Genomic DNA, 14,354 nt, shown 5'->3' with positions numbered 1-14,354 from the left:
CTACTTTTAAACTGCTATGGCTACTAGAGTGGCTCAGCCTTATCACCTAATATGTCTCAACCGCGTAGATTGTTATTGATTTTTGTAAAAAACCCCATAAAAGGAAAAGTAAAAACCAGGCTTGCCAGAACGATGGGAGAAAACAGTGCCCTGCAAATATATGAGCAATTATTAGCCTATACAGTAAATATTACCAAAGAAGTGCATACAGACAGGGCCGTATTTTACTCTGATTTTGTAGAGGAAAACGATATATGGCCGAATGAGCACTATCTCAAACAGGTTCAGCAGGGAGCAGACCTGGGCCGGCGGATGGAGAATGCCTTTTGCTGGGCTTTTGAACAACTGTACCAACAAGTAGTAATTATTGGCAGTGATTGTCCTGAACTGACTACTCATATTATTCACCAAGCTTTCGATGCACTAGCAACTGCTAATGTAGTTATTGGACCTGCTACGGATGGTGGCTATTATTTGCTAGGTTTAGTAAAGAGTATTCCTGAGCTGTTCATTAATAAAGCCTGGAGCTCGCCAACCGTATTTAACAGTACGCTGGCTGATCTACACAAGTTGCATAAAGCATATACTTTGTTACCTACTTTGCAGGATGTGGACCGGGAAGAAGATTTAGCCCTTTTGAAACAGAGTACATATCAACTGAAATCTTTATAGGGTATCTGGTGCACAGCTATATTTTGTTTTTTATACTTGCGGACGGACGCGCTTTTGTGAAAACTATTGTAATTTCCATTAACTTATGACAAAGACACATTATGAGGAGGCTGTTTCCTACCTTAGAAACCGGGGTATACAGCATGCTGAAACAGGCATTGTGCTGGGGACAGGGTTAGGCTGGCTTACCAAGTATATTGCCATAGAGCAACTAATAGAGTATACGGATATTCCACATTTTCCGGAAGCCACTGTGGAAATGCATAAAGGCAAGCTAATTTATGGAAAAATAGGTGATAAAAAGGTATTGGCTATGCAGGGCCGTTTCCATTATTACGAAGGCTACAGTATGCAGCAAATTACTTTTCCAATCCGGGTAATGCGGCTACTGGGCATCCAGCATTTACTCCTTTCCAATGCAGCCGGCGGATTAAATTTACAATACAAAAAAGGCGATCTCATCCTAATCTCAGATCATATAAATCTGTTACCAGATAATCCACTAATTGGACGGAATAATAATGAGTTTGGACCCCGTTTCCCGGATATGAGTCAGCCTTATTCAGCAGAACTTGCTTCCAGATTATTACGAATCAGTCTTGAGGAAAATATTCCCTTAAAGCAAGGGGTGTATGTATCGGTCGCTGGCCCTAATCTAGAAACCCGTGCTGAATACCGCTTTTTGCGCATGATTGGGGCGGATGTGGTGGGTATGTCTACTGTGCCGGAAGTAATTGTGGCCAATCATATGAGTTTGCCTTGCGCAGCAATATCTGTTGTAACCGACGAATGTGACCCGGACAATCTGCAACCTATCAGCATAGAGGAAATTATAGAAGTAGCTGCTAAAGCCGACCAAAAGCTATCTTTATTATTCAAAAAACTGATAGAGAAACTGTAATCTGCTTGGAAAATATAGTAATGAGGAATAAAAGCTAGCAGTTTATTTAAACTTCTGAAAGTATAAATAGCTATGAATTTCCATTTCTCTTATTTCGCAATTACAGTAACTCCTTCAACTCACTCAAGCATTTTATCTCGTGCATAGGGCTTTCCTGGTGCGTTATGTTCTCATAGTTATAGAATATATGATCTAACTGCGCATTTCTGGCTCCTTTAATATCTGAGTCTAAACTGTCACCAATCATGATACATTCTTTGGGATGTGATTTTATCCGTTGAAGGGTAAAATCAAATATGCGTCTGTCTGGTTTATGGCACCCTGCTTTCTCAGACGTGATAATCTCAGAAAAATACGACATGATATTGGCACTTTTCAGTTTAATCATTTGCACATCAGCAAAGCCATTGGTAATAATATGCAACATGTACTTGTTACTCAGGTAATCTAACATATCCTTGGCATAGGGCAGCAAGTGCGGCTTTTGTGGACAAAGCTGAATATATTCATCAGCAAGCCTGGCTGCCATTTCCTTATTGCTAATGCCCAATTCTTTAAATATCAGGTTGAAACGGGTGGTACGTAATTCTTGCTGGGTAATGTCTCCGGCTCCATATAAAGTCCACAAACGGCGGTTTACTTTACGGAAAGCAGTAACAAAGGTATCTACAGTAAGATTATCCGCTAATGTGTGCAGCTGGTATGTATAGAAAAGTTCGTGTAGCGTTTCGCAGGAACATCGTTCAAAATCCCATAAGGTATGATCCAGGTCAAAAAATATATGCTGGTAAGCTGGCATAAAATAAGGTTTACATAACTGGTTAATAATAAAAGCTTTTTGCTATGCTTTTACGTTAACTTGGCTGTTATAAATAATTAGTAAGGAAGTACCAGACGGGTAACCGGCTGATTTTGTAGTAAGTGTTGCTCTACAATTTCTTGCACATCTTCTGGCTGTACATGGCCATAGTAGGTGCCTTCAGGGTATACTACTAATGCCGGTCCAAAGTTACAGGCATCCAGGCAACCTGTTTTTTGTGCCCGCATTTCCATCTGTAATCCTCTTGTCTTAATGGCTTCTTTAAAAGCATTTACAAGCACCATGCCTTTTTCTTCTCCGCAACATCTTTTGCCTCCTTCTTTCTGGTTGGTACAGATGAATACATGTTTTTTATATTTCATATACAAATGGTTGTTTTTGGTTTGTTAGGCATAAAATGGGGTTGACTTACCTCAGCCTCTTTTACTAACCGTCTCTATTGACTTATTGTTTCAATACTCCTCCCGACCACTTATGCTGATGCCTTTTACAAATAGCCAGCTCCCGGTTTGAATATAAGATGCGGTATGTTTCCTGGTCGTTGAGTAACACCGGATCTTTGCCCAGGTACTGGAATATTTGTTGTACAATGTCTTTCACCTCTTCTTTTAAATAATAATAGGCCCACTGGTCTACTTTTTTAAAACCTAATAAGCCTGCATTCTTCAAATAAATCAGATGACGCGATGTTTTGGCTTGTGTAAAGTCCAGAATATGTTCTATATCCGAGATACACATTTCTTCATTATTATAGAGCAGGTAGATAATCCGTATACGGGATTCTTCACTAAAAGCCTTGAAAATCTGGCTACCAAAGGTGATATTAAAGTGTTTTAATCTCATAAATTTTAAACAAACCTATTTTAGCTTCAAGCATTTATGTAGATATAGACTATGACTTGATTGGCAACAAAGAATCAAACTACTACAAAGATACAGGATTAGTTTGCAAGAAGACAGGCCGCCTATATGGTGCAAATATACAGGTGCAAACATAAAAGCATTTTTCGTTTCTAAGGGAGTTGTATGTACCTGATACCTCCTAACCTCAGCTTCCTTCCACTACTTGATCCCTAGCATTAATTTGCTTGAGTAAGTGCTTCTCACATAAACAGATAATGTTCTGAGGTAAGTATCTTTTTAGCTGTTTTTTATTTTTTATCCATAGGTCTTTTACTCTTATTGCATGAGTAGCTACTTTATTCAACAGATTATTTATCGTCTTCTATTTTTAATTTTTTACAACAAATTGGTAGTGAATATACTTCTATAGATTAATAAAATATATCATGCCGGATTCTACGTTACCTCATATTAAAATGCAATGGGCTGGTTTTACACCGGCTGGCGTAAAATTGCTTTTCGTAGCGATCTATATTTTTTTGTTTTCACTTGCCTTATATGTAATATTTATTTTTGGTCTGGACTATATCCACCGTCTCTCCTACGAAAAAAACACGTATATAAAAGTAGCCCAATTGGAGGCCTACCGCCTTCAGCAACAGATTAATCAACAAGTGCTGTTGCTGGAGCAACGTATTTACTTGCCCTCTGTTGGTGCGCAAGCAGAAATCAATTCAGGACCGGAAATTGCTAAATCGCTGGACTCCTTACAAGCCATTTTGGAAGTATGGCAGCAACCGCAGGCCCTGCAACTTAGTACTGCCTTGCGGCTAAGTGTACATCGTTACAACAAAATTCTGGCAGAAGCGATTGCTTTAAGCAAACAAACGACTACTTATGAAGTACATAAACCGCTGCAAGACAAGATTGCTCTGGAACTTCGGCCACAGGCAGGTGAAATTACCAGTCAGATCAACGATTTGGTAAATTTACTGCAGGCTACGCTTTCCCACCAAAATATTCTTGCCATTCAGCATATTTCCATACTAAAACGGGTTTTGGTAGGCATATTGCTTATTGGCGGAATCGTTTCTTATTTTCTGACCCGTACTATTGTGCGTCAGTTGATTGCACAGCGGAAGGTGGTAAAAGAACAACTGGCATCCCTGCAAATTACCAAACAGGCCCTGGAGGTAAACCAGCAAAAATTAACAGAGAAAGAAGAAAACCTTTGCAGTGTAATCAATAATACCGCTGATGGCATATATGCTGTTAACCGCCAGTATCAGCTAACCGTCATAAATCAACCTTTGCAGACTAGACTGGCTCAGAAAGGTATTTATCTGGAGGTAGGGCAGGATTGCAGCCGAATGTTTGAAGGAGAAACAAGCCTTTGGAAAACACCCTTTGAACGGGCTTTTGCCGGCGAAAGAACAATCATCAGCACACAGCAACTGCAAGCAGCAGGAAAGGAATATACAGAACTCCATTATCAGCCTATTAAATGCAGTAGTGGAGAAGTAGTAGGCGTAGCTGTGTTCATACAGAATGTTACCCCCAGGTACCAAAATGAAGCACAACTCGAGCAACTATTGAAAGAGGCCCAACTACGCTCAGAGGAAGTACTTACCAAAGATTCTGAGTTACGCGCTGCCATGGTTCAAATGCAGCAGGCGCAAGAAATCCTGCAACATAAAGAAGCCCATTTACAGGCAGTAATTAACAATACAGATGATAAGATTGTTGCTATTGATACAAATTATACGATCACCTTTATGAATACAGCCTTAAAAGAGCTGTGTGCCAGTAAGGATATATTCATAAGGGAAGGCAGCGATTACAGAAAAATGTTTGAAGGCGTAGAGGAGAAAGTATGGAAACCAGATTATGAACGGGCCTTTGCCGGAGAGAAGTTTGTGATGGATCATGTGCAGAACCTATTTGGGGAAGGTATGCTGGAAGTAGCCTATCATCCGGTAATGAATAAACAAGGCGAAGTCACCGGGGTGTGCATCTTTACGCATGATATTACCCAATTAGTAACGCATGAACATCAGCTACAGAAGTTGTATGCCATAGAGCAAGAAACTAACGAAGAATTACAAGCCCAGCAAGAGGAGCTGCGTCAGAACCTGGAAGAATTAATGTCTACCCAGGAAGAATTAGAAAAGACCCAGCATATTCTGCGTTTAAAAGAAGCCCGCTTACGAGCCTTAATTAATAATACTGGCGATGCCATTTTCTCTATTGATATACAATACAACATTACAGTAATTAATCAGGTAATGCTGGATGTATACAAGTTGCGGTATGCAGAGATAAGCGAAGGTGTTAATTTCCTGGCAGCTTTACCTTCTGAGAAGAAGCAAGCCTGGAAACATTGCTTCGACCAAGCCTTGCAAGGTGAGCAGTTCCTGATTACCTGGGAAGATACGCCTTATGCGGAGAATGTTTTTCATGAACTTTCCTTCAATCCCGTAAAAACAGATACACACGAAGTAGTAGGTGTGTCCATATTTATAAGAGATATAACGGAACGTAGAAAACAGGAACAAGAGAAAGCTAAGATGCTAAAAGAGGCCGAAGACCGGGAAGAAGAACTGATGGCCCAAGGCGAAATGATGCGGGATAACCTCTATGAATTAATGATTACCCGCGATGAGTTAGAGAAAAAAGAAGCTGAGCTTTCCAGCCAGATAAATGCCATTAATAAGTCTAACAATTTACTGGAACTGGATTTAAACGGAACCATTTTAGACGTGAACGAAAGTTTTCTGCATCTGATGCATTATACGGGAGAAGAGTTAATAGGGCAGAACTACCGCATCCTTATACCTGAAGATGAAACAAATACAGAAGCTACTCTTGAATTATGGAGTAAACTGAAAGAAGGTGAATTTTATAGTGGTGAATTCCGCAGAATAACCAAAACAGGTGAGATCGTGTGGATGAAGGCAACTTATAACCCGGTATTAGATTCACAGGGAAAACCCTATAAGCTTATACAATTTACTTTTGATATTACCGACCGGGTACAGGATGCAATTGAGAAAAAGCGGTTGTACGAAAAAATAAGTATAGATGCTGAAGAATTGCGGATGCAGGAAGAAGAATTGAGACAAAATCTGGAAGAATTAAAGGTTATTCAGGAAACGCTGGTGCAGCAAAAAGAACATATCCAGGAAAAAGAAGCCCGGCTTCGTGCCTTAATTGATAACACCGAAGATGATATTTATGCTATCGATACTAATTATTCTATTACCATTTTAAACAAAGCCTTGCAAAGCCGGTATGAAAAGAAAGGATTGCCGCTCCAGGTTGGGTACAATATCTTTTCAATTATTGCTGCTGCCAACACCGCTTACTGGAAAGTGAATTTTGACAAAGCTATTGCCGGTGAAAAATTCAGTATTGTAGACCAGGTTATTACCAAAGATGGCGAAGTCTTCTATGATGTGTCACTTAATCCTATCTGGAATGATAAAAACCAAGTAACTGGCGTTTCAGTGCTCTCCCGGAATATTAATCAATACAAATTGGCTGAGAAAGAAAACCTGCAGACTATAGATGTCTTACGGAAAATACAAGAGAGAGTAGCTTCTATGAACAGTGAAAAAGAAAATGAAATTGAGGAGTACAAAAAGAAAGTAGAGAAGCTGAAAGCTGAAATGAATAAAAAAATAAAAGTATAGCCAAACGAATACATACAAAAAGGGCCGTTAAGTAACGGCCCTTTTTGTATATTTTTATATGAGTTTAGTATCCGGTATTCTGCACCAACTGGTCATTTGTATCCAGTTCCCGTTGTGGAACAGGAAGCACCAACTCGGGAGCATTGTAAGCAAAGTCGCCGGTGGACCCTTGGGTACGTTTTACATCATGTACACGCAATCCTTCAAAAGCTAACTCCAATTGTCTTTCCAGCAGTATATCTTCTAATGTTGCTGTTACCAAAGGATCTACACCTGCACGTAGTCGGATTCTGTTAACATCATTTATAGGCGTATCTCCTATAGCTGTGCCCAAGCGTACATTCGCTTCTGCCCGGATTAGATACATCTCTGCCAAACGAACTATAGGTATATTTGCACCAAAATCAGTCCATTTGCCGGAACGGAGTCTTCCTGCTCGGCGGCCAGTACCTTCATAAATTAATTCATTTAAGCGTGCATCTAATGAATCATATTGCTCTGCAAAAACTTCCAGTACCCGTACATCTCCACGGCCAATGCCCGGTAAACTGGCATAAAAAGTAGCTAACCCATCGTTAGCTGTACCAGCGTTGTTCTGGTCATTCTGCTGAATTTCAAAAATACTTTCAGCCGTATTTCTATTTCTGAAAGCAGAGGTTACAGAGGGGTTTAACCGGAAATATTCGCTTTCAATTACCCTATTGGCCGCATCACGGGCATTGGTATAATCCCCTTGCTGCAAATATACACGGGAGAGAAAAGCCGCTGCAGAAAATTGGTCAGCTCTGGTGCCATTGTCTTCTGGTAATAAGCTTTCAGCTCTGGTTAGGTCTGCTATTACTTGCTGGTACACCTGAGCTACCGTAGAGCGTGCTACTTTGTTGGCAGCCTGTGCTTCCGTTTTGGTAGCTGTCAGAATCAAGGGAACGCCTGCCTGGCTGTTAGCTGTTCCGGCTGCCCATGGCAATGCATACAAGCGGACTAATTCAAAATACAAAATTCCCCTGATGAATAAGGCTTCGCCTTCCAGTTGTGCTCTTAAATCTTCATCCTCCACCACCGGTAAGGCTTCCAGTACGTTATTCACCGTGTTTATTCCTTCATAAGCGTCTATCCAGGTTCTGCTTGCTTCAGAGTTGATAGATGTAATCGTTTTTCTATCCAGTTCCCTGTATCCCTGGAAGGTACCTTGCCAGTTTACATAATCGGTAGAGGCTAATAGCTCAGGTATCAGATTCAGGTTAGTGCCATAAAGGGCCGGACCACCTAGCGTAGCATAAGCACCAATTACAGCACTTTCTACGTTTTGTTCGTTGTTTAAAGCAGTTTCTGCATCAATGGACTGCCTTGGTTGAATATCTAGCTTATTGTCGCAGGCAATTACGGAAAATGCCAGACAGATCAGCAAGCTTACTCTTTTTATATATGTTGTTGTCATAGATAGCAATGTTATGTATATGGAATACTTAAAAACCCAGATTTATTCCGACCGTGATTGTTTTCTGTTGCGGAGGTGTGTAAAAATCGTGGCCTAAGTTAATGTTGGTAGACTGGGCAGTAGTTCCCTGGAAATAGGTACTGTTAACTTCCGGATCATAGCCCTCATATTTAGTGAAAGTGAATAAGTTCTGGCCAGTCACATAGATACGGGCGTTCTGTAAGTAAACTCGTTTGATTAGGTCAGTAGGTAAGTTATACCCAAAGGTAACGGTTCTGATACGCAGGAATGAACCATCTTGTACCCATCTGGAAGAAGTTCCGGAGCCATTGCCAGCATATAATCTGGCCTGAGGTACATCGGTGATATCTCCTTCTTTCTGCCATCTTTTTAACTGGTCTCTGGACTGGTTATCAAAATAATCGGCGTTCACTGACTGGAAGTAACCGGCTACATTGTAAAGGTCGTTGCCATATACGAATTGTGTAAGCACATTCAGATCAAAACCTTTGTAAGAGAATGTGTTAGTCATACCACCAATAAAATCAGGATTTGGGTCCCCTACTTTCTGGCGGTAATTGCTGCTGTATTCACTGGTTTTGTTACCTTCCAGGTCATAATACAAGGCATCCCCATTAGCAGGATCTACACCGGCATATTTTACTGTATAGAAATACCCCAGAGGCTCTCCTTCGGCTACACGGCCTATTAACCGTCCACCGCCTTCAATAGGATCTCCATTCAGTTCAAGAACTTTGTTTCTGTTTCTGGAGATATTAAAGTTGGTAGTCCATTTAAATTCGCCTACTAAGTTCTGCGTGTTTAATACAAATTCAATTCCTTTGTTTTCCAGGCTACCAATATTTTTAGTTATGCTAGTAAACCCGTTAATCGCCGGAAGCGGTACATCCAATAATAAATCTCTGGTAGTTTTTATGTAATAATCTAACTCACCGGAAATACGGTTATTGAAGAATCCAAAATCAATACCTATATCGGTCTGGGCAGTATTTTCCCAACGTAAATCAGGACTAGCTATAGTAGAAGGAGTGATACCCGCCTGATCAGCATAGAATATGGCATTATACAAACCCCGGGATTGGAAATTACCAATTTCAGAATTACCCGTAAGGCCATAGCTGGCACGTAATTTCAAGAAGCTAAGTACATTGGAGTTTTGCATAAACGATTCTTCTGAGAGAATCCATCCGGCAGAAGCAGCAGGGAAGAAACCATACCGGTTGTTTTGTCCAAACCTGGAAGAACCATCTATACGTCCGCTTAAGGCAAACAAGTACTTATCCATAAACTTATAATTGGCGCGGGCTAGATAGGAAAGGAAACTATATCCGGTTTCATTGGAAGAACCACTGGTAATCCGGGCAGCACTGGCAATTCGTTGAAAGTTGTCGTTAGGGAAACCTCTTCCTTCTACGGATGTCCCTCTAACATTAGCTTCCTGATACGATATACCGCCCAACAAATCCAGGGTGTGCACATCGTTAAAAATTTTATTATAGTTTAATGTATTGTTTGTGGTATAGTTAAAACTTCTTACCTGGTTGCTGTAGCCATATCCTGTTGGCCCGCCATCTTCTGTTATCCTTCCTCTGTAGATATCTTCATCCAATGCAAGAAAATCTATTCCATATTCCGTACGGAATGTAAGGCCAGGCACTATATCGTAGGAAGCAAATATGTTGCTGATTGTACGGTATGTAGTTGCCACATTGGTTGCGTTCGACAATTCAATTAGGTTATTGTAATACAGTGTATTTCTATTCAACTCTCCAGTGGCAGGATCTATTTTGGGCTGAATTGGAGGCAAAGCCACTAACTGTAGCGGATTAGAAAAGGCATTGTCATCGGGTACCCGGTAGTTTACACTTCTGATTAACGAAATATTGGTACCAATCCGGAATTTTTGGTTAATTGAATGATCCAGATTAATCCGCGCAGAAGACCGTTTGAATTCATTTGCTACGATAATACCTTTCTGATCGTTATGAGTACCGCTCAGGAAAAACCGTGTTTTTTCGTTACCGCCGCTTAGTGAAAGATTGTACTGCGAAATACCCCCTGTCTGGAAAGCTTCACTTGCCCAATCCGTATCGTCTGTGGAATTCCAGGGCAATCCGTTTCCTTCAAATTCTTCTTGTGGATCGTATCCTTCATTCTCTGCTGCTTCTGAGAATAACTCTATATACTCGGCTGCATTTAGCCACTCACGGGTTCTGGTAGGCGTACTTACCCCAGTAAAATAACCCAGGTCAATTTTGGTTTTGCCGATTCTTCCTTTCTTTGTCGTAATTAGCACCACCCCGTTAGAAGCTCTGGAACCATAAATAGCGGCTGCAGAGGCATCTTTTAATATTTCAATAGATTCAATATCATTTGGGTTAAGATCAGCTATGGGGTTAGCAAGTTCTGAGTTAGCACTTCCCAAATCAGAAGAGGTAATCGGAATGCCATCCACCACATATAAAGGCTGGTTACCGGCAGATACGGAAGCAGCTCCTCTTACACGTATTTGCACCCCCTGACCTAGCTTACCACTACCGGAGTTAATATATACACCCGCAGCCCTGCCTTGCAGTGATTCTTCTACACTGGACACCGGTATATTGGCTATGGAGGCACCGCTTACACTGGCAATATTTCCTGTTAAATCCTTTTTCTGTTGGCTACCATATCCAATTACCACTACTTCATTTAAGGATTTTATGTCGGAAGCCATTTGTACATTTATTACGCTGCGGTTTCCTACAGGTACTTCCTGAGAAGTAAGTCCAATGAAGCTAAAGACTAATGTGGCATCGGAAGGTACACTTAATGTATAATCTCCTTCGGCGTTTGTAGCGGTACCAGAGGTAGTTCCTTTTACGGAAACGTTTACCCCAGGCAAGGCTGTTCCGTCATCTGCTGACGTAACTCTGCCTGAAACTGTCCTGTCTTGTGCTTGAAGTCTGGATGAATACATAACAGACATGAGCAAAACCAGGAAAATGAGTATAACTCTCTTCATATTGGTTATTTTGGTTTTGTTGAAAAATGTACTATATGCAATTTATAGAATAAAAAGTTTAAAGATTGGGCACCTTTTGAAAATTATTTTCGCTTAAATAGCTATAGTACAAAATTTTTATAGAATTGTCGTATAACGTAAAATTGTAGGCAGGAAAAGAGAATTTAGTCTATTATCAGGGTGTCAAGGCTGAAATATGCACTACTTAAAAAATATATGCTGATAAATTAAATAAAATGGATTAAAAAACATTCATAAATTATATTGATGCAATAATAGAAATACTTTCTCTGCCAAATATTTTTTGGTTAGCGAAATAGAGACAGTTCTATAGAAAGCAGATATAAATCTTGGATAGGAGTAAATTACTTGGTTCTTTCTATTGTGAAGGTTACCAGTTGTTCCAATGAAGTTTTGTACACAGAAGGTGGGAAAGAATGCAGAATATGCAAAGCTTCGGTGTGGTATTTCTGCATAATATGGGTGGCGTATTCGATTCCGCCACTTTTCTTTACAAAGTCTATTACTTCGGCTACTTTACGGGGCTTATCGTTCTGGTTTTTGATAATATCGATAATACGTCGTTTATCTGACCAGGAGGCTTTATTAAGAGAGTAGATAAGAGGTAGAGTCATCTTTTTCTCTTTGATGTCAATGCCTACTGGTTTGCCAATTTCATCTGTTCCATAATCGAACAAATCGTCTTTTATTTGAAAGGCAATACCTACCTTTTCGCCAAATTTGCGGGCTTGTTCAATTGTTTCGCCAGAAGCATGAGCCGAACTTGCCCCTACGGCACAACACGAAGCAATGAGAGAAGCCGTTTTCTGACGGATAATTTCAAAATAAATATCTTCTGTAATATCTAAACGGCGGGCTTTTTCCATCTGCATCAATTCCCCTTCACTCATTTCTTTTACCGCAGTTGAAACAATACTTAACAGTTCAAAATCCTTATTCTCAATAGAAAGCAACATACCTCTGGAGAGCAGGTAATCGCCCACCAGTACGGCAATTTTGTTTTTCCATAAGGCATTTACTGAAAAAAAACCCCTCCGGTAATTGGCATCGTCTACTACATCGTCGTGTACAAGAGTAGCCGTATGTAACAACTCAATTAAAGCGGCCCCGCGGTAAGTAGCTTCTGTAATTTGCCCGCAGGTTCTGGCTGTTAAAAACACAAACATCGGACGAATTTGCTTGCCTTTGCGCTTCACAATGTAATTCATGATTTTGTCCAACAGCATTACATTGCTTTTCATAAAGGAGCGGAATTTCTGTTCGAATAATTCCATCTCATTTGCTATTGGGGCTTGTATGTCCTGTATGTTTAGTGCCATCAACGATTAGGTATGCAAGTATACAATCAAAATATGCTATTGCAAAATCATAAAAATAAGTATTTGTCGAAGCAGAATGTTTAGGCAGGCAGAGAGAAAAAAACATGCATTTGTCTGGAAACCAATCTTTTTTATCTTCCCTACCTGGGTTGACTGGCCGGTTTAAAAACTTTACTTCTCGAACAATGGGTAAATCTTTAAGGCGTCAGGTTACGTTAATTAGGAGTAGTTTTAAACACAGCGTATGAAAAACTTAAAAGTATTCACATTCATCGTATATATATCAATTATTAGTTTGCAGGTATCTTTTGCCCAGCAAGCCGAAAGTGGTATACAGGAGCTTGGCCAAGAATTGATTACAGCTTTGCAATCCAATGATGTAGATGGTTACCTCAAAGTCCATCTTACCCCTACTGATCTGGAAGAATTTAATAAAAAGTCAGCTTCTATTTCTCAGAAGTCAAAACAAAGCCAGAATGATGCGGAACAGGCCTTAGAGAGCATGGAAGAGTCATCCAAAGCTAATTTTGAGGAGGTGATTCAGAAAGGGATAACTGACCAGATAAACTGGAAAGAAGTTAATTATACGGGTATGGGCAACATTGCAGAAATGCAGAAGGAGGGAGAGTTATATATTATTCATAACCCGGTGGTACGGTTCACTTATAAAGAAAAAGAATACAAACTCCGGATAGATAAAATTACCAAACTTGACCGGGGTTGGGTAGTAGTAGACAATGTAAATCTGGAATAGCTACCTGTTATAGCTATGTTTTGATTTTAGTACATAGCTACCATACTTCTATTCCTTTATCCTTATATAAATTACTTACTTCTGCTGAAACTGGCGTATCAGAAATGAGAATATCTACTTCATTTATGGAAGAGGCGATATAGGTTTCGGCTGTGCCTATTTTTTCAGCTGTTGCCAAAGCAACTACTTGTGCAGCAGAAGCAATCATTGCCTGTTTTACCTGGGCCTCTTCCCGGTTAGGTACGGTTAATCCTACTTCATAATGAATACTGCATACGCCAAGAAAACATATATCGGCTCTGATAGACCGGAAAGTTTCTATGGTTTCCAGACCAAGGGTTACCTGAGAATATTTAAGAAGTTTCCCGCCAGCTAATACTACATCAATGGAAGGATGATCGGCTAGATGAAAGGCTACGGGTATACTGTTGGTGAATACAGTAACTGATAAGTTTTCTGGAAAAAGTCTGGCTATCTGGAGGGTGGTTGTTCCGCCATCCAAAATAATTACTTGTCCCTGCTTAACGAGGTTTAAGGCTTTTTTTGCAATTTCAAGTTTGTTTTGCTGGGCATACGATTCCCGTTCTTTATAAGGCAACAGGGCAGGCGAGCGCGGCAGAGCACCGCCATGCACTTTGTGTATATGGCCTGCATTCGCCAGTTCATTAAGATCTCTCCGGATAGTATCCTCCGACACACCTAGTTCCTGGCTAAGGTCCGACGAAAGTACTTTTTGCTGGCTCTTTACTTTTTCTAGTATGAATCTGAATCTTTCTTCCTTAAGCATAACAATGCGGGTTTGTGCATGAACCAAAATTAAATTTGCGTTAATTTGCGTATTTATGTTGATTTATGCAATTATTTTATTC

General features: G+C 40.2%; 11 protein-coding genes. 4 read left to right on the top strand and 7 right to left on the bottom strand.

All coding sequences use genetic code 11. From position 1 onward, the window contains the following. The first annotated feature begins 51 nt into the window (after positions 1-51). The gene (locus Q0590_RS03840) at positions 52-672 is read left to right on the top strand and encodes a TIGR04282 family arsenosugar biosynthesis glycosyltransferase (RefSeq protein WP_302036154.1); all 621 of its coding nucleotides are present in this window, start codon (positions 52-54) and stop codon (positions 670-672) included. Between the two features lie 85 nt (positions 673-757). Further along, a complete protein-coding gene (locus tag Q0590_RS03835) occupies positions 758-1,573 on the top strand; it encodes a purine-nucleoside phosphorylase (protein WP_302036153.1) in 816 nt (271 codons plus the stop codon). A 100-nt stretch (positions 1,574-1,673) separates the two neighbouring features. On the opposite strand, the gene Q0590_RS03830 is transcribed toward Q0590_RS03835, so the two are convergent. The 3 genes from Q0590_RS03830 to Q0590_RS03820 all read right to left on the bottom strand — a co-directional run bounded on the left by Q0590_RS03830 (position 1,674) and on the right by Q0590_RS03820 (position 3,236). Beyond that, the gene (locus Q0590_RS03830; protein ID WP_302036152.1) at positions 1,674-2,372 is read right to left on the bottom strand and encodes a YjjG family noncanonical pyrimidine nucleotidase; all 699 of its coding nucleotides are present in this window, start codon (positions 2,370-2,372) and stop codon (positions 1,674-1,676) included. 77 nt (positions 2,373-2,449) lie between these two features. Then, on the bottom strand, positions 2,450-2,755 hold the full coding sequence (locus tag Q0590_RS03825; RefSeq protein WP_302036151.1) for a (2Fe-2S) ferredoxin domain-containing protein: 306 nt from the start codon (positions 2,753-2,755) through the stop codon (positions 2,450-2,452). An 82-nt stretch (positions 2,756-2,837) separates the two neighbouring features. Continuing rightward, positions 2,838-3,236, bottom strand: coding sequence for an ArsR/SmtB family transcription factor (locus Q0590_RS03820; RefSeq protein ID WP_302036150.1), 399 nt, complete (start codon positions 3,234-3,236; stop codon positions 2,838-2,840). Positions 3,237-3,682: 446 nt separating this feature from the next. Here Q0590_RS03820 and Q0590_RS03815 point away from each other — a divergent pair, with 446 nt between their 5' ends. After that, positions 3,683-6,928, top strand: a complete 3,246-nt coding sequence (locus tag Q0590_RS03815) for a PAS domain S-box protein (RefSeq protein ID WP_302036149.1) — start codon at positions 3,683-3,685, stop codon at positions 6,926-6,928. Positions 6,929-6,992: 64 nt separating this feature from the next. On the opposite strand, the gene Q0590_RS03810 is transcribed toward Q0590_RS03815, so the two are convergent. The 3 genes from Q0590_RS03810 to Q0590_RS03800 form a co-directional block, all read right to left on the bottom strand. Continuing rightward, positions 6,993-8,366 carry a RagB/SusD family nutrient uptake outer membrane protein gene (locus Q0590_RS03810; protein ID WP_302036148.1) on the bottom strand — a complete coding sequence of 458 codons (1,374 nt, stop codon included), beginning with the start codon at positions 8,364-8,366 and terminating at the stop codon, positions 6,993-6,995. 28 nt (positions 8,367-8,394) lie between these two features. Beyond that, on the bottom strand, positions 8,395-11,391 hold the full coding sequence (locus Q0590_RS03805) for a SusC/RagA family TonB-linked outer membrane protein (protein WP_302036147.1): 2,997 nt from the start codon (positions 11,389-11,391) through the stop codon (positions 8,395-8,397). A gap of 365 nt (positions 11,392-11,756) precedes the next feature. Next, positions 11,757-12,731: a polyprenyl synthetase family protein gene (locus Q0590_RS03800; RefSeq protein WP_302036146.1), complete on the bottom strand. Its 975-nt coding sequence runs from the start codon at positions 12,729-12,731 to the stop codon at positions 11,757-11,759. Between the two features lie 244 nt (positions 12,732-12,975). On the opposite strand from Q0590_RS03800, the gene Q0590_RS03795 reads away from it, so the two are divergent. Next, the gene (locus Q0590_RS03795) at positions 12,976-13,485 is read left to right on the top strand and encodes a hypothetical protein (RefSeq protein ID WP_302036145.1); all 510 of its coding nucleotides are present in this window, start codon (positions 12,976-12,978) and stop codon (positions 13,483-13,485) included. A gap of 37 nt (positions 13,486-13,522) precedes the next feature. On the opposite strand, the gene Q0590_RS03790 is transcribed toward Q0590_RS03795, so the two are convergent. Further along, entirely contained in the window at positions 13,523-14,272 is a 750-nt protein-coding gene (locus tag Q0590_RS03790) for a DeoR/GlpR family DNA-binding transcription regulator (protein ID WP_302036144.1), read from the bottom strand. Between the last annotated feature and the right edge of the window lie 82 nt (positions 14,273-14,354).

The organism is Rhodocytophaga aerolata (genome assembly GCF_030503435.1).
In the GTDB taxonomy this organism is placed as follows: Bacteria; Bacteroidota; Bacteroidia; order Cytophagales; family 172606-1; genus Rhodocytophaga; species Rhodocytophaga aerolata.
Note: the sequence above shows the minus strand (reverse complement) of the source record. Positions and strands in the feature narration are given on the sequence as shown.